Here is a 24,420-nt window from a genome sequence, read left to right as displayed (position 1 = left end):
GACCAGTACGAAAACAGACAGGGCGCCATGCGGCGCCCTGTCTGTTGGAGGAGTATCCCAGCGTGAAGTTTACTTCTTGCTGCTGGTGAACTCCGGGTAGGCTTCCATACCGCACTCGGAAATATCCACCCCTTCGTACTCTTCCTCTTCGCTGACACGGATGCCCATGACGGCCTTGAGGATAGCCCAGACGATCAGGCTGGCGATGAAGACCCAGAGGAAGATGGTGATGATACCCATCAGCTGCGCACCGATGGTGGCATCGTCGTTGGTCAGGCAGACCGCCAGCAGACCCCAGATACCGACCACACCGTGGACGGAGATGGCGCCGACCGGATCGTCGATCTTCAGCTTGTCCAGACCCAGGATCGAGAACACCACGATCACGCCACCGACTGCGCCGATCAGCGTAGCCTGGAAGCCACCGGGAGTCAGCGGTTCTGCGGTGATGGCAACCAGACCGGCCAGTGCACCGTTGAGAGCCATGGTCAGATCAGCCTTGCCGAACAGGATGCGAGCAACAACCAGCGCGGCGATCAGACCACCCGCCGCTGCAGCGTTGGTGTTGAGGAAAATCTGGGCCACCGCGTTGGCATCGTCGATATTCGAGACCACCAGCTGCGAGCCACCGTTGAAGCCGAACCAGCCCAGCCACAGGATGAAGGTACCCAATGTAGCGAGCGGCAGGTTCGAGCCGGGGATTGCATTGATCTGACCGCTGGCGCCGTACTTGCCCTTCCGCGCGCCGAGCAGCAGAACACCGGCCAGCGCAGCGGTTGCGCCACACAGGTGAACCACACCGGAGCCGGCGAAGTCGAGGAAACCTGCCTCGTTGAGGAAGCCACCGCCCCACTTCCAGAAGCCCTGGATCGGGTAGATGAAGCCGGTCATGATGACGGCGAAGAAGAGGAACGCGAACAGCTTCATGCGCTCGGCAACCGCACCGGATACGATCGACATTGCGGTAGCAACGAAGACCACCTGGAAGAAGAAGTCGGAACGTGCCGAGTAGTAGGGGGCGTCGTCGCCGCCTGCCAGCACCTCTTCAGCCGTGTTCTCGGCACCGATCAGCAGTCCGAAGCTCGGGAAGATGCCGCCTTCCGGGCTGGAGTACATGATGTGGTAGCCCACCAGCAGATACATGGTGCATGCGATGGCATACAGCGCCACGTTCTTGGTGAGGATTTCAGTAGTGTTCTTGGCGCGGACAAGGCCGGACTCGAGCATGGCGAAACCGGCCGCCATCCACATGACCAACGCACCGCAGATCAAAAAGTAGAACGTATCAAGCGCGTACTTGATCTGTACGATATCTTCCATAATAAGCCCCCCAATTAGGCTTAGTTACTTCATGTAATGAACTGGCTGAATCAGATCGCGTCGGTGTCGGTCTCGCCGGTACGGATGCGGATGGCCTGCTCCAGATTGACTACGAAGATCTTGCCGTCGCCGATCTTTCCGGTGTTGGCAGCCTTGGTGATGGCTTCGATGACGCGATCGAGCATGTCGTCGCCGATGGCCACGTCGATCTTGACCTTGGGCAGGAAGTCGACCACGTATTCCGCGCCGCGGTAGAGCTCGGTATGGCCTTTCTGCCGTCCGAAGCCTTTCACTTCGGTGACGGTAATACCCTGAACGCCGATTTCGGAAAGTGCTTCCCGAACATCGTCCAGCTTGAATGGCTTGATTACAGCCGTTACTAGTTTCATGTTGATACTCCCGTGTTATCGACTGCCCTGGGGGACAGGACAAGTCTATGCCGAGTTAGCGACTTTTAGAAACGGACAATGCACAGACGCTGCCGCAGTTGTCCGCTCCGTGGGCAGCAGCGGGTTTTTCAACAGCCGTGAAGCCACAGGTCAACTGCTTCATCTTCTTATGCGCTCCCTACGATGCGTCTCTCAAATCATGCTGGCCTCTTGCCGTATACCCAAATTGGGTCACGGCTTTGAAGGCAGCTGGGGAGTCCTCTGCAGAATCCCTGCCAATTTGCGATTCCCTAACTTATTCAATGAATTAGCGGCTAAACGGGGTAGGATCAAGCGGTGCGGCGGCAGCGTTGGCGCACCAATAGTGTGCAGCGTGCGTAATCAAGGTGCGCTGTTTGCGTACACGGATGAGACCGCGTTGGGAAAAGCCGCGCCGGAGGCTGTGCTAGAATCTCCGCTTACGCCGGTACGTTCGCCCGCTTCCAGTCATTACGGGACTCACGCCATGTTGCCCAAGGATTTCATCGATGCAGTGACCAGCCAGGCCAGCCGCCTTTTCTCAGGTGAGCACAACCTCCCTGGGCCGGAGCTGGAAAAGCGGGTCAAGGCGGTGCTGCAGAGCGCCCTGTCGCGACTCGACGTGGTCAGCCGCGAGGAATTCGAGACGCAACAGGTCGTGCTGATGCGCACCCGTGAGCGGCTTGAGGCCCTGGAAAAGCGCGTCGCCGAAATGGAACGCACCGGTCGATCGGACGATAGCGTCCCGCAACCGCCCGCCTGACCCTCCTGGCGGGCCTGATCAAGGAGCGATCATGTCCCTTGCCATCGTGCACAGCCGTGCCAAGCTCGGCGTCCAGGCTCCGACCGTCACGGTCGAAATTCATCTCGCCAACGGCATGCCCAGCCTGACGCTGGTCGGGCTACCTGAAACAGCTGTTCGCGAGAGCAAGGACCGTGTGCGCAGTGCTCTGCAGAACGCGCGCCTGGACTTCCCGAGCCTCAAACGCATCACCATCAACCTGGCGCCTGCCGACCTGCCAAAGGAGGGCGGGCGATTCGATCTGGCTATCGCCCTCGGCCTGCTCGCCGCGAGCGGACAGATTCCCGCCGACAGTCTCGAGCACTGCGAGTGCCTGGGTGAATTGGCACTGTCCGGAGAGCTGCGCCCGGTCCAGGGCGTGTTACCTGCCGCGATAGCCTGCCGGGAAGCCGGTAGAACGCTGTTGCTGCCCCGCGCCAATGCTGCCGAGGCGGCCATGGTCCGTGGCGTGCATATCGTCGCGGCCGATCACATTCTCGAACTGTGTGAGCATTTGCGCGGCGAACGTGAGCTGCATCCGGTGCCGGCACACACCAGCATCCCAGCCAGTGGCTACGCCGACCTGGCCGAGGTCCAGGGTCAGGCGCAGGCCAAGCGCGCCCTGATCGTGGCCGCCAGCGGTGCGCACAACCTGCTGCTCTTCGGTCCTCCAGGAACCGGCAAGACTCTGCTGGCCAGCCGGTTACCGGGATTGCTGCCGCCCCTGGCAGAAGACGAAGCGCTGGAGGTGGCCGCCGTACAATCAGTGTGTGGACGCGGCCCGCTGACGCAATGGCCGGCCCGCCCGTTTCGCGCGCCTCACCATGGTGCATCGGCTGCGGCACTGGTCGGAGGTGGCAGTCAGCCGCGTCCCGGTGAGATCAGTCAGGCGCACCACGGCGTTCTGTTTCTCGATGAGCTGCCGGAATTTGATCGGAAGGTGCTGGAGATGCTCCGCGAGCCGATGGAATCCGGAGCGGTGCATATTGCCAGAGCACGCGAGCAGCTGACGTTTCCCGCCCGCTTTCAACTGATTGCAGCCATGAACCCGTGCCCCTGCGGCTATCAGGGCGACCCTTCGGGGCGCTGCCGCTGCTCTGCCGAGCAGGTGGAGCGCTATCGCAACAAACTGTCCGGCCCGCTGCTGGACCGTATCGACCTGCATCTGGCCATGCACAACGAACCGTTCACGCTGGAGCAGTCGGGTGACAACAGACCGACGACCGCTGAAGCCGCAGCCGCAGTCGCCGCGGCGCGGGCAGTTCAGCTTGATCGTCAGGGCTGCCTGAACGCGCATCTGGATCTTGCCGCGCTCAGGGATCACTGCGCCGTGTCCAGCGAAGATGCCCGCTGGATGGAAAAGGCCATCGAAAGGCTGGGATTATCGCGTCGAGCCAGTCATCGGGCGCTGAAGGTGGCACGTACTGTGGCGGATCTGGAAGGGGTCGACACGCTGCAGAGAGCGCATCTCGCCGAAGCGCTGCAGTACCGTCAACTGGATCGTCAGCCCGGACGCTGAGACTCAGGGGTCGTTGGCCCGGACATCGTCGCGCCCCATGCTGTAGGCGTCGAGGAAATAGCACAGCTCTTCAAAGGCCAGCGCCGGGCTGATGAAGAAACCCTGTACCTGATCACATCCCAGCACCTTCAGCAGCTCCAGCTGCTGGCGGTGCTCGACACCCTCGGCCACCACTTCGAGTCCCAGGCTGTGACCCATGTCGATCATGGCGCTGACCAGCTGCCGGTCACCATCGCGGTGGGCGATGCCCTTGACGAAGCTGCGGTCGAGCTTGAGCAGATTGATCGGCAGCCGATGCAGGTGTACGAAGGACGAGAAGCCGGTGCCGAAGTCATCCAGCGAAAACCGCACGCCGAGTCCGGTCATGCCGGTCATGGTTGCCTGAACCTGCTCCGGGTGCTGCATGACCGCTGTCTCGGTCAACTCGAACTCCAGCAGATGCGGATCGATGCCGGTCTTGTCGAGCAGGCGCTTGACCGTGGGCAGCAGCTGGCTGTCCTGAAACTGTCGGAAGGACATGTTCACGGCCACGTGAATATTGTTCAGCCGACGCCGGCGCAGCTGGGTCAGATCGTGGCAGGCGCGGGCGATGACCCAGTAGCCCATCGGGACGATGAGGCCGGTTTCCTCGGCCAGCGGAATGAACTCGTTGGGACCGAGCAGACCACGCTCCGGGTGGCGCCAGCGGATCAGACCCTCGAGCCCGACGATCCTGCCGCTACGCAAATCCACCCGCGGCTGGTAGTGCAACTCGAACTGGTTGCGCCGCAGGGCCTGACGCAGCGAGCCTTCGAATTCGATCAGGCTGCTGGCCTGCAGGTTGATGCGGTCATCGTAAAAATGAAAATTGCAGCCGCGGTGCGCCTTGGCCTGCTGCATCGCCATGTTGGCATGCAGCATCAGACTGTCGACCGTCTGGCCGCCCTCGGGATAGGTGGCAATGCCGATGCTGCAGCCGAGCAGCAGACTTTCCTGCTCGACAAAGAAGGGTTCAGCCAGCTCATTGGTGATCTTCTGCGCCACCTGGAGCAGGTTCCCCGGGCTGTTGAAGTCTTCAACGATCACGCCGAACTCGTCACTGCCCATGCGGCCGATGGTATCGGTGTTGCGCAGCACGCCGCGCAGACGGGAAACCACCTCGCAGATGATCGCATCGCCAGCCCCGTGGCCGAGCGTGTCGTTGACGTGGCGAAAATTGTCCAGATCGATGAACAGTACGGCCAAGGGCTGATTGGTACGCAGCGCGCGCCGCATACCCTGCTTGAGCCGATCGTGGAGCATCTGACGATTGCAGGTGCCGGTCAGCGGATCATAGCTGGCAGCGTGGTCGAGAGCGGTACGCAGGGCGTGGCGCTCGATCGCGTAGTTCAGGCATCGGACCAGCTCGCTGGCACTGGCCTGATCCCATATGCTGTCGGCGATACTGGAGGGCAACGGGTTGAAATCGGGTTCGGCGGCGAGACAGATCAGCGGAGCACTGCAGTCGGGCGGAGGGTCGAGATACGACTTGCGCGCCAGCACCGCACTGATCGACCCCTGGGCGATCATCGGCTGCACCTGCTGCCAGTCGTCGCAGAGGATCAATTCGAAGGGGGATGCCTTGATAGCCGAAAGCCGACGACACAGCAGCAGGTGAGCACCTGGCTCGCTATCGAGCAAGACAATACGCTGCATCGGACGGTCAGCAGACAAACGATCCCCCACGGATCCATTAAAAACTTCGCGAAATTAGATATATACGCAAGCTTTATAAAGTAGCTTGTTCGAAAAATAAAGATACATCCCTAGACTATCGTTCGACCGGCTCGCTGTCGAGGGTCGTTTGGACTGTTAGAATGCCCGGCCAACGCAGGAGACGAGTCGGTGTCCACTCTCAACCCAAGACAACAGGAAGCCGTCCGCTACATCAGCGGTCCGCTGCTGGTGCTTGCCGGTGCCGGCAGCGGCAAGACCAGTGTGATCACCCGCAAGATCGCCTACCTGGTGCGCGAATGCGGGATCAAGGCGCAATACATCGTCGCGGTGACCTTCACCAACAAGGCCGCTCGCGAAATGAAGGAACGCGTGGGTCAGTTGCTCAAGGGTAGCGATGCCCGGGGTCTGACCGTTTCGACATTCCACAATCTGGGCTTGAACATCATCCGCAAGGAGCACAAGCGGCTCGGCTACAAGCCGGGGTTCTCGATCTTCGACCAGCAGGACGCCTCGGCACTCATCACCGATCTGATGCACCGGGATTACGGTGCCGATGACGGTGCCGAGGGCATCCAGTCCCAGATTTCTGCGTGGAAGAACGACCTGATCACACCCGAAGAGGCCCTCGCGCAGGCTAAAAGCCCCGCCGAGCAAACCGCCGCCAGTGTGTACACGCACTACAATCGCACGCTGAAGGCCTACAACGCCGTCGACTTCGACGACCTGATCCTGATCCCGGTGGTGCTGTTCCGCGAGCACCCCGACGTTCTGGAAAAGTGGCAGTTTCGCATCCGCTACATGCTGGTCGACGAATACCAGGACACCAATGCCAGCCAATACCTGCTGGTGAAGATGCTGGTCGGCAACCAGTCCCGCTTCACCGTTGTGGGTGACGACGACCAGTCGATCTATGCCTGGCGCGGCGCAAGACCGGAAAATCTGGCCCAGCTCAAGGAGGATTTTCCCTCGCTCAAGGTGGTGATGCTCGAGCAGAACTACCGCTCGACCAGCCGGATCCTCCGAGCCGCCAACACGCTGATCGCCAACAATCCACACGTGTTCGACAAGCAGCTCTGGAGCGAACTCGGCTACGGCGACCCGATTCGCGTGGTGCGTTGCCGTAACGAGGAAGCCGAGGCCGAACGGGTCGCCGGCGACATTCAGACCCTGCATCTCAAGCACAAGCTCGCCTGGCGCGACATCGCCATACTGTATCGCGGCAATCACCAGTCCCAACTGATTGAACTGAAGCTGCAGCATCACCAGATTCCGTACCACCTTTCCGGCGGGACCAGCTTCTTCAGCCGGCAGGAAGTAAAGGACCTGATGGCGTACTTCCGGCTGCTGGTCAATCCCGATGACGACAATGCGCTGTTGCGCGTGATCAACGTGCCAAGGCGCGAGATCGGGCCGGCCACGCTTGAGAAACTGGGCAACTACGCGACTGACCGGCAGGTCAGCCTGTTTCAGGCCTGCGCCGAGATGGGTCTGGCCGAGCATCTGGAGCCTCGTTACCTGGAGCGATTGCAGCGGTTCCAGAGTTGGCTAGACGGCATCCGCACCCGGTGCCAGAAGGAAGAGCCGATCGGCGTACTGCGTGACATGGTGCTGGATCTGGACTACGAGAACTGGATTCGGCAGAACTGCTCGAGTGACGAGATCGCTGCCAAGCGGATGGGCAATGTCTGGTTTCTACTCGACGCCCTGAAAACCACCATCGAGCGCGACGAAACCGGCGAGACCGATATCGAAGATGCCATTTCCAGACTGGTGCTGCGCGACATGCTCGAGCGCCACGAAGAGGAGGAAGACAACGACCGGGTGCAGCTGATGACACTCCACGCCTCGAAGGGCCTGGAATATCCCCACGTCTACATCATGGGAATGGAAGAAGAAATACTCCCGCACCGCTCCAGCATCGAAGCGGACAGTGTGGAAGAAGAGCGGCGCCTGGCCTACGTCGGCATCACCCGGGCCAAGCGAAACCTGACCTTCACCTTTGCTGCGCGTCGCCGACAGTTCGGCGAGGTCATCGACTGCCTGCCCAGCCGCTTCCTGGATGAGCTACCCAGGGAAGACCTGGAATGGGAAGGAACCGAAGATGCGCCGATCGAGCAGAAGCAGGCCCGCGGGCGGAATGCCCTGGCGGACATCCGCAGCATGCTCAAAAGCTGATCAGGCATTTGCTGCGCCCACAAAAAAGCCACCCGAAGGTGGCTTTTTCACGGCGGGAACGTTATTCCAGACCGGACATGTGCTGGATGGCCAGCTTGATTTCTTCGTCCGAACAGTCGGCACAGGTACCTTTTGGAGGCATTGCGCCGATGCCGGTGATGGCCGATTGAGTCAGCTCATCCAGGCTTCCATTATGATTGGCCAGCCGGCTTTCCCATGCGGCACTGTCACCCGTCTTGGGTGCGCCCAGTACACCGCCACCATGACAGGCCGTGCAGAACTTGCCGTACACCTCTTCACCGGAGCGCGCGCCGCCGCCGGAAGCGCCTGCAGTGCTCGGACCAGCTTCCTCGGCACACGGCTGGCCGACATAGCAAACGTCACCATAGGGCTTCAGACGCTCGGCAATGGCTTCATCGGTGGCCGCGAAAGCACTGCCGGCAGCCAGAGCAAGCAAGGCCGCAGAGGCAGCCAGTAGTTTCTTCACAGTCGTCACCTTATACATCCTCATCATCGCTATCGTTAGCAGCCTGGGTACGATGCCCTGACACTGTGCGCGAGTATACCGGTAAACCCACAGGCGACAAAATAGCCACGCCTCGCGAAGGGCCGCAGAGCGGCCAATCGCCGCAGCCCAGCCGCTTTTACCCGCCCGAGGGCATGGACGTTCTGCAACACAATGCGTATTATTGCGCCCCTGCAACGCACCCGTAGCTCAGCTGGATAGAGTACTGCCCTCCGAAGGCAGGGGTCACAGGTTCGAATCCTGTCGGGTGCGCCAACCAAATGAAAAAGCCCAGCAATGCTGGGCTTTTTCATTTGGTCAGCTTCCGACGGCAGATTCGAACCTGTTGTTCGACAAATCGCGTAGCGATTTGGGCGGAGCCGCAACGCGGCGACGGGGCGCAGCCCCAAGAATCGCCAAGGCGATTCGCAGCCAATCCTGTCGAATGGTCTCCTCGACAACACAACATCCCCACCCATACTTGTCGTTCGACAAATCGCGCAGCGATTTGGGCGGAGCCGCAACGCGGCGACGGGGCGCAGCCCCAAGAATCGCCAAGGCGATTCGCAGCCAATCCTGTCGAGTGGTCTCCTCGACAACACAACATTCCCACCCGAACCTGTCGTTCGACAAATCGCGCAGCGATTTGGGCGGAGCCGCAACGCGGCGACGGGGCATAGCCCCAAGAATCGCCAGGCGATTCGCAGCCAATCCTGTCGAGTGGTCTCCTCGACAACACAACATTCCCACCCGAACCTGTCGTTCGACAAATCGCGCAGCGATTTGGGCGGAGCCGCAACGCGGCGACGGGGCATAGCCCCAAGAATCGCCAAAGCGATTCGCAGCCAATCCTGTCGAATGGCCGTACCCCCAGCGCAACGACTTTGCACACCTACAACAAGGAAACCCGCCGCCGCGTCGACTCCAGCGAGTTCAATCGGTCGATCGCCTCGTTGATGATCTTTCGATCCAGCACACCCTCGATGTTCGCCGCGGCTGCGTCACGCATGGCCTCAATCTCATCTTCCACGATTTCAAGCTGATGCTGCGTTCCCTTGCAATGCAATACGTTCTTCAGGCATTGCAGTACGGCGATGACAACCTGCGGGTCATGCGAGCCATAGGTTCGGATCGGCCCGAGGACGGCGAACAATATTTCCCGCATGGTCAGCTCTCGGTAGTACAGGCGCGCCTTTGCCCCATCAAAGCAGCCGGGGCGGAACGCGGGCAGGTTCATCAATTCCGCGAGCAGCACCCCGATGATATTGATGATCCGCATCGCCGTCCCCGGATCGTTGATCGCCGGGCTGATCGCCTTCACCGCAATCTCGCTAAGCTGGCGCAATCCATAGGCCGCATTCGAACTAGCGAACTCATCCGTGCCGAAGTCGAAGCAATCGAGCATCAGGGTCGCCTCGGTATCAGACAGCGCATCGCTCAATCGAATCAATGGATGACCCTCGACCAGAAAAAAACCAGGCTCGACTTGCAGCCTGGCGACGAGATTGCGAGCAGCCAGCAGCTTGCCGAGCTGCTCTTCATTGATCTCACGCAGATAGCCTGACGCGCGCATGCGTAGCGTCCACCAGTCGCTGTCGTCAGGCGGGCTCGCGCTGTGTTCAACCAGGCGCTTGCGTTCTGCCAATTCAGCCCTGGCGGCCGAAAACAGATTGTCGACGACCCAGTCGACTCGAATCGACTGCGACACGGAGCTGATGAAGACAACGAACAGGGCCATGCACAGGGCGCCAGCGCCCAGCGAGAGCAGCACCCCAAGCGAAGGCACACTGGGCGGTGTACCGGCATCGATGTGGGCCAGCTGTACCAGAAAAAACAGAGTGCTCCCCAGGTAGGCACCGAGAATGACCCGGTTGCGCGAATCCCTGATCAGACCTGGTAGCACCCGGGGTGAGAGCCTTGAGGCTGCTCCGTTGAGTACCACCATGACCATGGAGAAACTGAACACTGCCAGCGATAGAATTCCGGTGGTCAGCGTGCTGAGAATGGCCCGCGCGTTGTCCGGGTCGGAAAGTCCGGCCGGGAGCATCTCCCTTATAGGCGCATACGCCGCAGTGCTTTCAAGCTCCAGCGTCAACAGCGCCAACAGGACGAAACCTGCCGAAACAAGGCTGGGGTAAAAAGCAATGCTGTCGCTCAGGCGCCTGAAGGCGCGAAACCACACGTTGGAAATGTTCAAATGGCACCCCGGCCGGCAACCGGCTGATCGTGTTGGTACCCGGCAAAGCCGCCCGGCTTCGGTCCATTCCTCAGCCCTCGCGCTGGCGGTGTCGCCAGGATGCGAGTGAAGACGGATGCTCAGGATTCAGGCAGATCATCGCTTCGTCGCGATAAATAGAAGCATCCACCTAACAGCATCATCGATCTTCAACGGTCCGTCACCTCGCGCACACGCTGGGCAAACGCTTCGATCGAGAAGGGCTTGGTGAGCATATCCGACCCGGGTTCCAGGAAGCCGCTGGCCTGCGTTGCATTCTCTGCATAGCCGGTGATGAACAGCACCTTGAGTTCCGGTCTCAGCTCGCGTGCCCGCTCAGCCAACTCGCGGCCGTTGAGTCCCGGCAATCCCATGTCGGTGATCAACAGATCGATTGCCTGACCGCTATGCATGACGGCGAGGCCGGCCGCCCCGTCTGCCGCCTGCAGGGTGCGGTAGCCGAGGTCGGACAGCACTTCGACAACGAGGGCTTGGACGACAGGCTCATCCTCAACCACAAGAACCGTCTCGCCCTCCAGGCTGCGATAGGCATCGCCCAGGCTGGCTGCGTCTGTCGCAAGCTCGGATTCACCCTCGGTACGCGGCAGATAAAGCTTGACCGTGGAGCCCTGTCCGACCTCGGAATAGATCCGCGCGTGTCCCTCCGACTGCTGCGCGAAACCGTAGATCATCGACAATCCGAGACCGGTGCCCTGGCCCGCAGGCTTGGTCGTGAAGAACGGCTCGAACGCCCGCTCGACGACCTCGGGCGTCATGCCGGTACCGGTGTCGGTGACCGCAACACAGATGTATTGCCCCGGCTTGAGTGACGGGAAGCGTGCCACATAGGCTCGGTCCAGATGGGTATTGCAGGTCTCTATTACCAGCTTGCCGCCGCCCGGCATGGCATCGCGGGCATTGATCGCCAGGTTGAGGATGGCGCTTTCCAGTTGGTGCGGGTCGCAGAGCGCATGCCACAGTCCACCGGCCATGATCAGCTCCAGATCCACCGACTCGCCCAGGGTGCGTCGCAACAGCTCCTCCATCGACATGACCAGCTTGCCCGCATCGACAGGCTTGGGCGCCAATGGTTGCCGACGCGCGAATGCCAGCAGTCTGTGAGTGAGGGTCCCGGCCCGGTTGGCCGACCCCAGGGCGGCACGCAGATAGCGCTCCAGGGTATCGAAGCGGCCTTGCGTCATGCGTACCTGCATCATGTCCAGCGAGCCGATGATACCGGTAAGCAGATTGTTGAAATCATGAGCGATGCCACCCGTAAGCTGGCCCACGGCCTCCATTTTCTGTGCCTGGCGCAGCGCCTCTTCGGTCTGGCGCAAGGCTTCGCTGCGCGCCTTCTCCTCGGTGATATCCCGCGCCACGGCCTGAATCAGACCGTCTGCGGGTACCGCGGTCCAGGACATCCAGCGGTGGCTGCCGTCCTTGTGCGCGTAGCGATTCTCGAATCGCCAGGTAGTCTCATCGGCTGCAAGGCGGGCGACCTCGTCTCGCGTCACCGCCAGATCATCGGGATGGACGAGGGACAGGAAGGAGCGACCAGCCAGTTCAGCTTCGCTCCAGCCGAGCACCCGCTCCCATGCCGGGTTCAGCGCGGTCATGGTGCCATCGAAGCGCGCCACCATCATCACATCGGTGGACAGCCGCCACATGCGATCTCGATCGGCAGTACGCTCGGCTACCTTGCTTTCCAGCGTTTCGTTGAGTTCACGCAGCGCCTGCTCGGCCTCGAGACGTTTGAACACGCTGCCAGCAGCGCGCGCCATGGCTTCCAGGGTTGCAACTTCGTCGGCATCACTGACATGCGTGTCGGACCAGAACAGCCCTATGGCGGCGATGGCTTCACCGTGGGCTAGAATCGGCACCATGATCAGGCTGCGTACCGAGGTACTCCGGTACAACTCGCTCTGCACCCGAGGATCGTCATGCACGTCAGCCACGACCACGGTCTGCCGCTCGCGCATGGCCAGACCCGACACGCATGCATCCAACGCAAAGCTCCGACCCCGCCACCGCGATTCGCTGCTGTGAACGTAGCGCGACTGGTCGCCTTCACGCAGCACGAGCGCCTTGCCGTCGGCACCGGCGATCTGCTCGGCGGCGTCCGAGATGACCCGCATCAACGCGTCGAGAGACAACGCCGAGGGCATCCGTTCAATGGCAGCGGACAGCAGCCGTAGCCGCTCATTGTGCAGATGCATGAGCCGCTCGGCCTGACGCCGCTGATCCACCTCGGCCTGGGCGGAGCGAAACAGCCGCGCGTTGTCGATGGCTATGGCTGCCTGTCCGGCGATGCCTACCAGCAGTTGCTCATGCTCTTCGGTGAAGATGCCCGCCAGCTCGTGGCCGAACAGCATACCGCCGAGCACCTCGCCGGACCGGGAAACCACCGGTACCGCCAGGTAACTGCGCACCGGTAGGTGTCCTTCGGGCATGCCTCGATGGGGGGCGTTGCGCCCGTAACGCGGGTCCAAGGTGATATCGTCCGAGCGCAGGACCCCCAGCCCCTGAAAGGTAGCGCTGAACACGCTGGTGTTGCGCGGCATGGGAAAATGCGCAAACGCTTCACGCGCCGCGCCGGACAGGGCATACAGCATATAGCTTTCACCCTGATCATCGACGACGTTGTAGAAGAACGAACCGAACTGCGCCGCGGTCAGCGCCACGCCGGCATCGGTCGCCTCCTGAACCAGCCGGTCGAGGTCGAGCTCGGCCGCCAGGCGGGCGCCGACGCGATTGATAATACTCAGGCGCCGCGTTTCCAGGCTCAGTGCATCGCGAATGGCTCGGTGAGCAGACAGATCATGCAGCGCGATGATCCATGCGCAGATGGTCTGGTTTTCATCCAGCTGGGGCGTCGCGCTGACGGAGAACAGGCTCCAGGAGTCGTCCCGCCGGCGAATGCGGCATTCGATACGAAAGGCGCGTCGTTCCGCGGCAGCGGAGCGTCGGGCGCGCTGCCACTGGTCGAGGTCGGCTGGATGGATCGCGCTGATCCAGCCGAGGCCCTGATATTGCTCGAACGTCTGACCGGTCAGGGCCTCCCAGCCGGGCTGGCCGGAAGCGATCTCACCGTTTGCCTGGGCGATCCAGGCGACCGAATCGATCGACTCGACACTGGCGTGCGTGCGCGGTTGGCGACGCCGCTCGCCGAGGGCCAGACGATCGTAGGTGACGTCCTGCACCAGGGCTATGATTCGCTCCGGCTCACCGCTGGCATTCAGACTCGGCAGCAGCTGCACCTCCCACCAGCACGGTCCACCCTCGGCACGGTTGATCAGGCCTTCGAAATGACCCCTGCATCCCTGGCTTGCCCGCTCGACCGCGTGCTGCAGCTCCTGACGTTCGGGCTCGCTCCACCACTCCGACCAGAGCTGGTCGACATGCTCAGATACCTCGCTGACCCCGACGACCCGCTTGCACGCCTCACTCATGTATTTGATGCGGCCGTGAAGGTCCAGGACCAGGGGCGCACCCCGCGCTGGCTGATCTGTAGCGCTATCCGGGCCGGCTTCGGGCATGTCATGCATGAGCGCCAGCTGCTGAGTCAAATACTGCTCGGTCCGGTCACGCAGAATCTTCAGAAAGCCGATCGTGGCGCCCCCACCGGCCATGAGCGGCTGCGTCTGGCCCTGCCCCCAGAACTGCGAACCGTCGCGGCGCTGGTGCCAGCGCTCATCGGCGGCCCGTCCGTCACACAGGGCCAGTTCCATCTCGACCTGCGGGCGTCCCGCCTCCCGGTCCTCCGGGGTGAAGAACACTCTGCTCGGCAGACCAATGGCCTCGCTTTCCGACCAGCCAAGCAGTTGGGCTGCCCCGACGCTCCAGTAGGTGATGAGCCCGTCGAGGTCCGTGGCAATGATGGCGAAGTCCTGGGCGCTGTTGACGATGGCAGTCAGCAGAGCCTGGCCGTCCGGGGCCTGAGGCACTGCTGACTCATCCCTGCTGGAGCGGATTTGCGTAGGTCTGTCGGTGGACATGGTCGAGGATCACAGGAACGTTGATAACCCGTGTGAGTAGGCGATCCACACATGGTTCCTTTCACCCGTCCACGCGTCCCCCGGCCCGAACGATTAGCGCTCCAGGCGCAACAGCATCGCGCTCCCTGCAGCCAGGGCCACCTCGAAGACACCGTCGTCCATCGTCACCCGCTCACGCTGCTCGACCCCTACCGGCACAGCGTCTGCGCTGCCGTCAAAGGTCTGCCCGCCGAAGCGCACCTGATCGCGCGCCTCGAGCGAGGGAGCCGCCAGGCGTTTCACTTCGCCGCGGGTGTAGCCGGGCATGTCCAGGCGGACCCGGCCGAACGCCTCCCTGTCCTTGTTGATCAGGGCCACCGTGATGCGACCGGTGTCCCGGTCGCGGGTCGCCCATGCCTTGACATTGGCGTCACTGGCCAGCGCCACCGGCAACAGTTCGGCCTGACCGGCCGTGGCCTCGGCAAAGAAGAGCATGGCGTAGTATTGCGGCAGGGCGCGCCTGAGCTGGTAGTCGGCGCTGAAGGCGTCTTCCCCCGGCGGCACCGCCCGCGCTTCGGCTACCCTGTGCTGCTGTGCCGGGATCGCCATGTGCACCAGCGCCTGCCGGTCCCAGCCACCATCGGCAGCCCACAGGTCACTCTGCACATTGACTGCGGTCACCCCGGCGTAAGCCAGCTCGAACAGCGCATCCGCCAGCCACAACGCTGACGCGAAGCTGTCGCCACCAACGGCGTCCGCTGCGCAGATGTCGCTGCTCAGCCCGACCAGTCTGTAGGGCTTGGCCGCCCGCCGAGCAACTTTCAGATAGGTTTGCAGCTGACCGAGCACGGCAGTGCTCACATCCGACTGCAGCAAGGCGTGCGGCTCACAGGCGTTGCGCTCTCCCGTTGCAGGGTATTGACCAACCTCGCCGACCACATCGAACGCGCCCATCAACAGCCGCTCAAGTTGAGCAGGCGCAATGAAGCGTTCGTCACCTGCAACGGTAGCGGGAGCCAGGGTGACTGCGCGAGGACCGGCCACTTCCTTCAGCTGAGCTGCGTACAACTGGTACTCGGCCAGATATTCAGCAAAATCATAATCGGCAGCACGATGACCCTGTTGCACGTACAGGTCTGGCCGGCTACCAATCTCGAATGCATGGATTGCCTCGGGCGCAAGCGCTTGCAGGTAGGCCTGAGCCTGCATGCGCGCAAGGCCGGGGACTCCCTGCTGCATGTCCAGCCCGAGGGTGTACCGCACGCCATCGCCGTTACCACTCATGTCCCGATGCAGGCTTGCCAGGGCAGTGGTAAGCGAACGATCAGGCACTCGAGCCTTGCCGCCTCCCGGACTGGCGATGCGCAGATTGAGTGGGCCGGCGCTGTCCCGGGTGAGATTGGCCAGCAATTGTCGGTAGACACGGTTGACCCCAATCGAGGGCTCGCCCATCAGTAGCTGCGCCTGGGCGGCCGTATGAGACAAACCGAGAAATCCACTCGGCAGAACCGGCCCGCTGGCGGCAGCATCCAGTACCACCTTGGCGAGAATCGGCCCGTCCTCGACGTTGACGGTCACCTCCCGGCTCACCGTCTGGCCCGAGGCGGTGACCGCGGTCAATCGGTAGCTGGTGGTGCGGATCGGCGAGACGGTGGTCTGGGACCAGCCCGGCTGAGCGGGCGCGCCGCCCAGCGAGACTTCCCGGGCGCCAGCGACCTCCCAGCTGAGCGTCGTGGTCTGGCCCGCGGTAATGGCCGCCGGTTCGGCTACGAACCGGCGGATGACCTCAGCGTCGTTATCAGCCTGTTTCGGGCTGCTGGCACAACCCAGCAGGGCGAGACTGATCATGACAAGCCCCAGCCAGCGCATCAGCTGGGGGGTATCGCCGGCTATAGACGCGCTCCGACGCTGTCTGGCGATCACGCGATGCATGTGTGTTCTCCAATAGTGGCCAAAAGGTGGCGTAAAACCTTTCCTAGCCTAGCTCACTATCCCGATTTGCCCAGCGCAGAGGCCTCGCGCCTACGTCCTGCAGACAGGCAGGGGGCCATCAGTTGTTCGGGCACGACCAGCGACCTTGACCGAAACGAAACGGCCGACTACTCCTCAATGAGTCTGACCGCCCGGTCAGTCTCATAACAACAACAGATTTGGAGAACGCCCATGCGTTACTGTCACTCGCAGTCGGCACCCGCCGCCTCGTCTCGCTTTACGTCTTCAGCCTGCATCAGAGCCGCCCTGCTTACCCTGGGACTGAGCTGTTCGGCCACGGTGCTGGCCGCGCCAGAGCTCGAAGGCCCGATACCCGGAACTCCTCCGGGCGACCGCACTTCAGCGAACCTGGCCGACACCTACCCGTTCTTTGCTACCTACGAAAATCTCGCCCAGCGGGGTTACGTCGAAGAAGAGTTCTACCTCACCGGTGAAGCCGATGCCTACGCGACAGACGGTTCGCTGCTCGCCGAGGATGTTCCCTATCGCACCCGTATCGTGGTTCGCCGGCCAACGGCCGAAGCGCGTTCCAATGGGGTCGTGCTCATGGAGTGGCAGAATGTGACGGCAGGTTACGACCTTGATGCTCTGTGGCAGACCGAGCAGATTACCCGCGCCGGCTACACCTGGATCGGCGTTTCGGCACAGCGCGTTGGTGTGAACCAGCTTCGCGGCTGGAGCCCGACCCGCTATGGCGCGCTGGATGTCACGGCGGACGGTGACTGGATGACCGATGAACTTTCCTACGAGATCTTCGCTCAGGCTGCCGAAGCAGTGCGCAACCCTGACGGAGCGGATCCCATGGGTGGCTTGTCGGTAGACAAGATCATCGCCATCGGCGCGTCGCAGTCGGCCGGACGCATGACCGTCTACTACGACCGCATCCTGCCGCAGATCGACAACCCGGTGTTCGACGGCTACGAGTTCATCGTCGGCCAGGCGCCGTCCCGAGCGGGCGACGAGCCGGCGTTCCACATCCTCTCCGAAACTGACGTGCGTACCCCGGCGGGGCGGCGTCCGGACAGCGAGATCTATCGCCGCTGGGAAGTCGCCGGCTCGGCACACTCGGGCTACGAAGGCCAGCGCTATCGCAGGCCCCTGTCCGAGCGGGATCTGCCCGATGGTGCGCCGCAGTACAACTGTCTGGTAGAGCCGTTCAGCCGAGTGCCTCTGCACCATGTCATCGCCGCCGCCCATGACCACATGGTCGACTGGATCGACGGCGAGGCTCCACCCTCCGCGCCGTATCTGGAATTCGACGGCACCGTCAAGGTGCGCAACGAGCTGGGCCTGGCCCAGGGTGGCATCCAGTTGTCGCAGGTCGAAGCGCCCGTTGCAATCAATACGGGGAGCAACGCCGGGGAGTCGTTCTGCTTTCTGTTCGGCAGCTACGAGCCGCTGGATGACCAGGCCTTGTCCGAGCTGTACGGCAACCACGGCCGTTACGTGACCGCCGTGCGCCGCTCCGACGCGGACAATGTGCGCGCCGGGTACCTGCTGAGGGAGGACGCCCGCAACAATCTCCGCAGCGCGGCGCAGTCGGACGTAGGCAAAAAGCGTAGATAGGACGATGATGGCAGCATCGACCGGAGCAGGGATGCTCGCATTTTCTCGGACGACCGGGCTGGACCCGGCCGCCCGGGTTGCTGCTATAGTGGCACTATGCTTTCAGTCCAGGATGGGCGCATCGGCTACACTGCAGGCAAGCGCCTGCGCACCCACTGGATCTGATGAGTTACTGAATGATCGACTACAGCAAGAAACGTTTTCTGGTCGTCGACGACTTCTCCGACTTCCGCTCCTCGGTCACCGGCATGCTCCGTCAACTGGCGGTGCAGAATGTCGATACCGCTGCAAATGGTGACGAAGCGCTGGCCCAGTGTCGGCGCAACAGCTACGACATCATCCTGCATGACTACAACCTCGGCGAAGGCAAGAACGGCCAGCAGGTCCTTGAAGAGCTGCATCACGCCAAGCTGCTGAGTCCGCATTGCATCTTCGTCATGGTCACCGCCGAAAGTAGCCAGGCAATGGTCATGGCGGCTTTGGAAACGGAGCCGGACGCCTACCTGACCAAACCCTTCACCCGCGCCAGCCTGCAGCAGCGTCTGGACAAGCTGGTGGAGCGCAAGGCGGCACTGAAACCGATCCTGGACGCCCTGGCCAAATCCGATCACCGGGGGGTCGCGCGTGCCAGCGCCGAGATCATGGCCAGTCATCCGCGCTATGCGCCTCAATGTCAGCGCTTCCTCGCCGACGCGCTGCGCGAGCTGGGTCAGCACGCCGAGCTGGAGAACCTGCTGAGCAAGCTGGTAGATGACCGCCCGATGCCCTGGGCGCTGGTCGCCCTGGCGACGCACTACCGCACCACCGGCCAGCTGGACAAGGCCCGGGCGCTGTATCAGCGGGGGATCGAGCTGTTTCCCATGCTGCCCGCACTCTACGACGGGCTCGCGGCGGTAGCTGCGGCCGAAGGTGATACGCGCAAGGCGCAACAGTACGTCGAACAGGGCGTGAAGATTTCGCCCAACACGCTGCGGCGCCAGGCCGAGCTCGGCAAGCTGGCCCTGCAGAATCAGGATCATGACCGCGCCGTGCGGGCATTCCGCCAGGCGGTCGACCTGGGCAAGAACTCGGCCTTCCGCGATCCCGAGAATCACCTGAACCTTGCCGCCAGTCTGACCGACCAGGCAGGGGAAGGGAGTCTGAACCCGCGGGCTCTGGTGGAAATCCGCCAGACTCTCGGCGAGCTGGACAAGACCTGGCGCGACGATCCTGCGCTCGGGGTGCGTTCAAATCTGGTTCAGGCACGCACCATGACCAAGGCCGGCAAGCCTGACGAAGCCAGACGACTGGCAGAGCAGGCGGCACAGCGGATGGGCGAAATGAGCACCTTCTTCCCGGCAGACGTTGCGCTCGCCGTCGCCAGCCAGTTGCGCGAACTCGGTCAGGCCGATCGCGCCGAAGACGTGCTGGCCACCTGTGCCGAAATGTATGGCGATGATCCGAAGGTCATGGCCGGTATTGCCGAACAGACCGACAACAGCGCCATACTCAATGCGGGGGTCGATGCGCAGAAGCTCAATCGCGAGGGCATTCGGCAGTATCAACAGAAGCAGTTCCCCGAGGCGCTGGACTCCTTCCGCAAGGCGCTGGCAAGCCAGCCACGCAACATCAGCTTTGCGCTGAATACCGCGCAGTCGCTTTTGCGTCTGCTGGCCAGCAATCGCGACCCCGAACTCAAGGCCGAATGCCTGCGCTGCCTGGACCAGGTGCGCAGCATGCCTGCGAGCGATCATCGCTTCGAACGCTACCAGAAGTTGCTGCGCTCGGTGGAATCCCTATGAGCGATCAGCCGGATCCTGCTCTGGACTTTTCCACGGTCATTGCCTCGACCGTGCATGACATGAAGAACTCGCTGGCGTTGCTGATGCAGGCATACACTGCATCGATCGAGCAGATGCCCCCGGAGCTCAGTGACACCCGCGAACACGGCATCATCGAATATGAGTCCCTGCGCCTCAACGGCATGCTGGTACAGATGCTCGGACTCTACAAGCTGGGGGTGAATCAGCTGCCTCTGCGACCGACCTGGCTGGATGTAGAAGATTTCCTCGAGTCGCAGCTGGCCCGGCATGACGATATTCTGCGCGCGCGGCACATAGAAGGCAGCTACGAGGTGGAAGTCGACGGCATGATGGGCTACTTCGATCCGGAGCTGGTCGGCTCGGTCGTGGCCAACGTGATCAACAACTCGATCCGTTACACGCGATCGGCGATTCATCTGGAAGCGGTCATGGACGGTGAGCAGCTATGCATCGCCATCAGCGACGATGGTCAGGGGTACCCGCCGGCGATGATCGAGAAACAGTCCGATTACGTGCTGGGCATCGACATGAGTACGGGCAGCACGGGCCTGGGGCTGTATTTCGGCGAGCGCATCGCCCGCCTGCACCAGCGCAACGGCATCAGCGGCCATATCGAACTGACCAACGACAGTCGCCTGGGCGGCGGCGAGTTTCGTATCTGGCTGCCCTGAATAACCCCGCCTGGGCTTATGACTCATCAACACTGATGCTGTTATCCGTTTGCAGCGCCAGGCTGGGCCGCTAGCCTCTTCGGTTCGCCAGAACAAGACCGCGCCGTAACCGGAGACATGCCATGTTCGATCGTCACTACCAGGTCTGGCCTGACCAGGTACCGCATTTTCTCGAATTGCCCCAGACCAGTCTGTACAGCAACCTCACCATCTCCGCCCTGCGCTACCCAGACCACCCGGCGATCATCTATTACGGCACGTCGCTGTCGTACCGTGAACTGGAAAGGCAGGCCGAGGCACTGGCAGGCTATCTGCAGCAGGCCGGCGTCAAGCGCGGTGGCCGCGTGCTGCTGTACATGCAGAACAGTCCGCAATTCGTGATCGGTTTCTACGCCATATTGCGCGCCAATGCGGTGGTGGTACCGGTCAACCCGATGAACCGCAAGGCAGAACTGGAATACCTGATCAGCGACACCGAGGCGGAGCTGGCGCTGTCCGGGTTGGAGCTACTGGATAACTTCGACGGGCTGATCGGCCAGGGATCGCTGCGAGAGGTCGTCGCGACCGCCTATTCCGACTACGTCAGCGAGCCGACCGAGCTCGAGCTGCCCGATGCCGTGCGCCTGCCGGGCCGGATTCCGGAGGCCGCAGGTATTACCAGCTGGCAGAAGGCGATCGCCGCGGGGCATGCACCCGGCCCGCTCACCGCCGGACCCGACGATCTGTGCGTGATCCCTTACAGCTCCGGCACCACGGGGAACCCGAAGGGCTGTGTACATACCCACCACAGCGTCATGGCTACCACCGTGTACTGCTCTGTATGGGGCAACGCCCAGCATTCCAGCCGGGCGCTCGTCTCGGTGCCGATGTTTCATGTCACCGGCATGCAGGTGTGCATGAACAGCCTGATCTACATCGGTGGCACGCAGGTCATCATGACCCGCTGGGATCGCCGCACCGCCGCCCAGCTGATCCAGGACTTCCAGATCAGCAGCTGGCGCAATATCTCGACGATGGTGGTCGATCTGCTCTCCGAGCCGACCATCGATCAGTACGACCTGTCCAGCCTGCAGGCCATAGGTGGTGGCGGAGCGCCCATGCCAGCGGCCATCGCAGCCAAGCTCGAGCAGCAGATGGGTCTGCAGTACGCCGAAGGCTATGGCCTGTCGGAAACCATCAGCGCCACTCACATGAACCCACCGGGTCGCGCCAAACCCCAATGCCTGGGCATCCCGATCATCGGCGTGGACGCCCGGGTAATCGACGTGGACTCGCTCAAGGAAGTCGGCCCGGGCGAAACCGGCGAGATCGTGCTGCACGGGGAACAGGTATTTCAGGGCTATTGGCGCCGCGACGAGGCGACTGCCGAAGCGTTCATCGAGTTGAACGGGAAACGCTTCTTTCGCTCCGGTGACATCGGTCACTATGACGAGGAGGGGTATTTTTTCCTGGTCGACCGGGTCAAGCGGATGATCAACGCCTCCGGTTTCAAGGTATGGCCTGCGGAAGTCGAGTCGCTGCTGTACGGCCACCCGGCGGTACAGGAGGTCTGCATCATTTCCGCTCCGGATCAGCGCCGTGGCGAAACGGCCAAAGCGGTCATCGTGCGCAAGGCCGGCCACGATCAGGTTACCGCCGAGGACATTCTCTCCTGGTGCCAGGCCAATATGTCGGCGTACAAATGCCCGAAGCTGGTGGAATTCGTCGACGCCCTGCCCAAGTCGCCCACCGGCAAGATCATGTGGCGCGCGTTGCAGGAAGAGGAGTGGGCCAAGGCAGGCCGGGATTGATCAAGGCTGCGGGGTCCGAATCGGACCCCGCTTGCGTACCGAGGTGCGCGCCTTCACAACCCGGACCGGAGCCGGGCTTGGCAAGGAACGGGCATGACGCGATGGAGACTGCATGGTCCCACTATGTCGCGCCGAGCTGGCCGCAACAGGCTGGCGGTCTGACTCAGCTATCGCGCACAGGTGCGCTCCTACGGGGTAACACGAGCGTCCCGCCCGCAGGAGCGCATCGGCTCAGTCGGCGATGTGCACCAACTGCTTGCCGAAGTTCTTGCCCTTGAGCATGCCCTTGAATGCCTCTACTGCGTTATCCAACCCTTCGGCCACGGTCTCGCGATACTTGAGCTTGCCCGATGCCACCTGGTCGGCAAGCAGCCTGGTGATTTCCTGATGCTTGTCCTGCCATTCGGTGACCAGGAAGAAGCGATGCTCGGGCTTGTTCTCGCCCATGGCGCCAAACACGTGGAAAGGGGTCTCGACCTTGCTCGCGTCTTCGGCATTGTAGGCCGAAACATAACCACAGATCGGCACACGGGAGCCCTTGTTCAGCAGCTTGGCCACCGCGCGAGTCACCTCGCCGCCGACGTTTTCGAAGTACACATCGATGCCGTCCGGACAGGCAGCCTTAAGGTCAGCCTCAAGGTTGCCGGCCTTGTAGTCGACACAGGCGTCAAAGCCCAGCTCTTCCACCACAAAACGGCACTTGTCCGGGCCACCCGCAACGCCCACGACCCGGCAGCCCTGTTGCTTGGCGGTCTGGCCAACCACGGTACCTACCGGGCCGGAGGCAGCGGACACCACCACGGTTTCGCCGGCCTTGGGCTTGCCGACGTACATCAGACCACAGTAACCGGTACGGCCGGGCATGCCCGCCACGCCCAGGTACGCCTGCAGCGGAACATTGCCGGCATCGACCTTGTAGACCATCGGCGCGTCGCCAGGGAAGGTGCAGTATTCCTGCCATCCGGAATAGCAGGTGACGATGTCGCCAACCTGATACTTGTCCGACTTGGATTCGATGACCCGACCGACGCTCTCACCGACAATCGGCTCACCGATGCCGATGGGATCCATGTAACCCTTGCTGTCGTTCATGCGTGGACGCATGTAGGGGTCCAGCGACAGCCACAAAGTCTGAACCAGCACCTCGCCATCTCTGATGTCACGTACCGGCTCTTCCTTCAGGACGAGATCGCCATCCTGGATTTCGCCCTGTGGGCGCTGGTTGAGAACGACCTTGCGGTTGGTATAGGCAGACATGTTTCCCTCGCGGTTTGGTTGGTGAACGGAACGGGGCGGCCCCGTATGCGTCGATGGTAAACCAGCGCCGCGCGGTTTCCAGAGCCGGAGCGGGACTATTCATGCCCCTGATCATCCGGCAGCAGGCCGGGCGAAACGCTGGCTAGGTTCCGCCGCCGGCCCAGGCCTGCTGCAGGTGCTGGTCCTTCAGACGAACGTAATTGCCGGCGGTATAGGTGAAAAAGGAGCGTTCCCGGTCGGTCAGCGGACGAACCTGACGCGCCGGACTGCCCATATAAAGATAGCCCGATTCCAGCGTCTTGCTGGCCGGAACCAGACTGCCGGCACCCAGTATCACCTCGTCCTCGATGACCGCTCCATCCATGACGATGCTGCCCATCCCGACCAGAATCCGGCTTCCCAGGGTGCACCCATGCAACAAAACCTTGTGGCCGATAGTCACATCATCACCGATGAGCAACGGAAAACCGTCCGGATTGTAGGGTCCGGCGTGGGTGATATGCAGCACGCTTGCGTCCTGGACGCTGGTTCGGTTGCCGATGCGTATGCGGTGCATGTCGCCGCGAATGACTGCTCCGGGCCATACCGAACAATCGTCGCCGAGTACCACATCACCCAGCACCACCGCCGACGGATCGACGAATACGGCCCGACCCAATTGCGGCGTCTTGTCAGCGAAAGACCGAATATGCATGCCTGCACCTCATTTAACGAAACTCTGAGTCCGATTGAATAAATCCAGTGGCCGTGC

General features: G+C 62.1%; 16 protein-coding genes and 1 tRNA gene. 8 read left to right on the top strand and 9 right to left on the bottom strand.

From position 1 onward, the window contains the following. Positions 1-69 precede the first annotated feature (69 nt). Complete coding sequence (locus KEM63_RS00560; RefSeq protein ID WP_223653968.1) at positions 70-1,320, bottom strand: ammonium transporter; 1,251 nt, start codon at positions 1,318-1,320, stop codon at positions 70-72. Positions 1,321-1,370: 50 nt separating this feature from the next. Then, positions 1,371-1,709 (bottom strand): P-II family nitrogen regulator, encoded by a 339-nt coding sequence (gene glnK / locus KEM63_RS00555; RefSeq protein ID WP_093396590.1) that lies wholly within the window; start codon positions 1,707-1,709, stop codon positions 1,371-1,373. 505 nt (positions 1,710-2,214) lie between these two features. Here glnK and KEM63_RS00550 point away from each other — a divergent pair. Together KEM63_RS00550 and KEM63_RS00545 are read left to right on the top strand one after the other, a co-directional pair. Further along, the gene (locus tag KEM63_RS00550; RefSeq protein WP_223653967.1) at positions 2,215-2,490 is read left to right on the top strand and encodes an accessory factor UbiK family protein; all 276 of its coding nucleotides are present in this window, start codon (positions 2,215-2,217) and stop codon (positions 2,488-2,490) included. Positions 2,491-2,521: 31 nt separating this feature from the next. Continuing rightward, positions 2,522-4,027 carry a YifB family Mg chelatase-like AAA ATPase gene (locus KEM63_RS00545; protein WP_223653965.1) on the top strand — a complete coding sequence of 502 codons (1,506 nt, stop codon included), beginning with the start codon at positions 2,522-2,524 and terminating at the stop codon, positions 4,025-4,027. Positions 4,028-4,030: 3 nt separating this feature from the next. On the opposite strand, the gene KEM63_RS00540 is transcribed toward KEM63_RS00545, so the two are convergent. Further along, entirely contained in the window at positions 4,031-5,701 is a 1,671-nt protein-coding gene (locus tag KEM63_RS00540; RefSeq protein WP_223653963.1) for a putative bifunctional diguanylate cyclase/phosphodiesterase, read from the bottom strand. A 189-nt stretch (positions 5,702-5,890) separates the two neighbouring features. Here KEM63_RS00540 and rep point away from each other — a divergent pair, with 189 nt between their 5' ends. Beyond that, a complete protein-coding gene (gene rep / locus KEM63_RS00535) occupies positions 5,891-7,897 on the top strand; it encodes a DNA helicase Rep (RefSeq protein ID WP_223653961.1) in 2,007 nt (668 codons plus the stop codon). A gap of 61 nt (positions 7,898-7,958) precedes the next feature. On the opposite strand, the gene KEM63_RS00530 is transcribed toward rep, so the two are convergent. Further along, positions 7,959-8,393, bottom strand: coding sequence for a c-type cytochrome (locus tag KEM63_RS00530; RefSeq protein WP_223653959.1), 435 nt, complete (start codon positions 8,391-8,393; stop codon positions 7,959-7,961). 208 nt (positions 8,394-8,601) lie between these two features. Here KEM63_RS00530 and KEM63_RS00525 point away from each other — a divergent pair. Further along, positions 8,602-8,678, top strand: a tRNA-Arg gene (locus KEM63_RS00525). A gap of 616 nt (positions 8,679-9,294) precedes the next feature. Here the strand turns inward: KEM63_RS00525 and KEM63_RS00520 are convergent. The 3 genes from KEM63_RS00520 to KEM63_RS00510 form a co-directional block, all read right to left on the bottom strand. Continuing rightward, on the bottom strand, positions 9,295-10,599 hold the full coding sequence (locus KEM63_RS00520) for a DUF2254 domain-containing protein (RefSeq protein WP_223653957.1): 1,305 nt from the start codon (positions 10,597-10,599) through the stop codon (positions 9,295-9,297). Positions 10,600-10,787: 188 nt separating this feature from the next. Beyond that, complete coding sequence (locus KEM63_RS00515; RefSeq protein ID WP_223653955.1) at positions 10,788-14,561, bottom strand: PAS domain S-box protein; 3,774 nt, start codon at positions 14,559-14,561, stop codon at positions 10,788-10,790. Positions 14,562-14,705: 144 nt separating this feature from the next. Further along, positions 14,706-16,523, bottom strand: coding sequence for a glycosyl hydrolase family 79 C-terminal domain-containing protein (locus tag KEM63_RS00510; RefSeq protein ID WP_223653953.1), 1,818 nt, complete (start codon positions 16,521-16,523; stop codon positions 14,706-14,708). A gap of 231 nt (positions 16,524-16,754) precedes the next feature. On the opposite strand from KEM63_RS00510, the gene KEM63_RS00505 reads away from it, so the two are divergent. The 4 genes from KEM63_RS00505 to KEM63_RS00490 all read left to right on the top strand — a co-directional run bounded on the left by KEM63_RS00505 (position 16,755) and on the right by KEM63_RS00490 (position 22,412). Then, the gene (locus KEM63_RS00505; RefSeq protein ID WP_223653952.1) at positions 16,755-18,149 is read left to right on the top strand and encodes an alpha/beta hydrolase domain-containing protein; all 1,395 of its coding nucleotides are present in this window, start codon (positions 16,755-16,757) and stop codon (positions 18,147-18,149) included. Positions 18,150-18,325: 176 nt separating this feature from the next. Next, positions 18,326-19,930, top strand: coding sequence for a tetratricopeptide repeat-containing response regulator (locus KEM63_RS00500; RefSeq protein ID WP_223653950.1), 1,605 nt, complete (start codon positions 18,326-18,328; stop codon positions 19,928-19,930). Beyond that, positions 19,927-20,622, top strand: a complete 696-nt coding sequence (locus tag KEM63_RS00495) for a sensor histidine kinase (protein WP_223653947.1) — start codon at positions 19,927-19,929, stop codon at positions 20,620-20,622. The genes KEM63_RS00500 and KEM63_RS00495 overlap by 4 nt, the downstream gene beginning before the upstream one ends. A gap of 122 nt (positions 20,623-20,744) precedes the next feature. Further along, a complete protein-coding gene (locus KEM63_RS00490; protein WP_223653946.1) occupies positions 20,745-22,412 on the top strand; it encodes a long-chain fatty acid--CoA ligase in 1,668 nt (555 codons plus the stop codon). A 231-nt stretch (positions 22,413-22,643) separates the two neighbouring features. Here KEM63_RS00490 and KEM63_RS00485 read toward each other — a convergent pair whose 3' ends face one another. Both KEM63_RS00485 and KEM63_RS00480 read right to left on the bottom strand, forming a co-directional pair. Further along, complete coding sequence (locus KEM63_RS00485) at positions 22,644-23,669, bottom strand: NADP-dependent oxidoreductase (RefSeq protein WP_223653944.1); 1,026 nt, start codon at positions 23,667-23,669, stop codon at positions 22,644-22,646. A gap of 142 nt (positions 23,670-23,811) precedes the next feature. Then, positions 23,812-24,363 carry a gamma carbonic anhydrase family protein gene (locus KEM63_RS00480; RefSeq protein ID WP_223653941.1) on the bottom strand — a complete coding sequence of 184 codons (552 nt, stop codon included), beginning with the start codon at positions 24,361-24,363 and terminating at the stop codon, positions 23,812-23,814. Between the last annotated feature and the right edge of the window lie 57 nt (positions 24,364-24,420).

Origin of the sequence: Halopseudomonas nanhaiensis, from assembly GCF_020025155.1 — a bacterium.
GTDB classification, from domain to species: Bacteria; Pseudomonadota; Gammaproteobacteria; order Pseudomonadales; family Pseudomonadaceae; genus Halopseudomonas; species Halopseudomonas nanhaiensis.
The sequence above is the reverse complement of the archived record's forward strand: the minus strand, read 5'-3'. Positions and strand labels throughout refer to the sequence as shown.

Bases quoted from the DNA above. Each gene is read 5' to 3' on its own strand.
- KEM63_RS00560 (WP_223653968.1), bottom strand. From the start codon at position 1,320: ATGGAAGATATCGTACAGATCAAGTACGCGCTTGATACGTTCTACTTT.
- glnK (WP_093396590.1), bottom strand. From the start codon at position 1,709: ATGAAACTAGTAACGGCTGTAATCAAGCCATTCAAGCTGGACGATGTT.
- KEM63_RS00550 (WP_223653967.1), top strand. From the start codon at position 2,215: ATGTTGCCCAAGGATTTCATCGATGCAGTGACCAGCCAGGCCAGCCGC.
- KEM63_RS00545 (WP_223653965.1), top strand. From the start codon at position 2,522: ATGTCCCTTGCCATCGTGCACAGCCGTGCCAAGCTCGGCGTCCAGGCT.
- KEM63_RS00540 (WP_223653963.1), bottom strand. From the start codon at position 5,701: ATGCAGCGTATTGTCTTGCTCGATAGCGAGCCAGGTGCTCACCTGCTG.
- KEM63_RS00510 (WP_223653953.1), bottom strand. From the start codon at position 16,523: ATGCATCGCGTGATCGCCAGACAGCGTCGGAGCGCGTCTATAGCCGGC.
- KEM63_RS00505 (WP_223653952.1), top strand. From the start codon at position 16,755: ATGCGTTACTGTCACTCGCAGTCGGCACCCGCCGCCTCGTCTCGCTTT.
- KEM63_RS00500 (WP_223653950.1), top strand. From the start codon at position 18,326: ATGATCGACTACAGCAAGAAACGTTTTCTGGTCGTCGACGACTTCTCC.
- KEM63_RS00495 (WP_223653947.1), top strand. From the start codon at position 19,927: ATGAGCGATCAGCCGGATCCTGCTCTGGACTTTTCCACGGTCATTGCC.
- KEM63_RS00490 (WP_223653946.1), top strand. From the start codon at position 20,745: ATGTTCGATCGTCACTACCAGGTCTGGCCTGACCAGGTACCGCATTTT.
- KEM63_RS00485 (WP_223653944.1), bottom strand. From the start codon at position 23,669: ATGTCTGCCTATACCAACCGCAAGGTCGTTCTCAACCAGCGCCCACAG.
- KEM63_RS00480 (WP_223653941.1), bottom strand. From the start codon at position 24,363: ATGCATATTCGGTCTTTCGCTGACAAGACGCCGCAATTGGGTCGGGCC.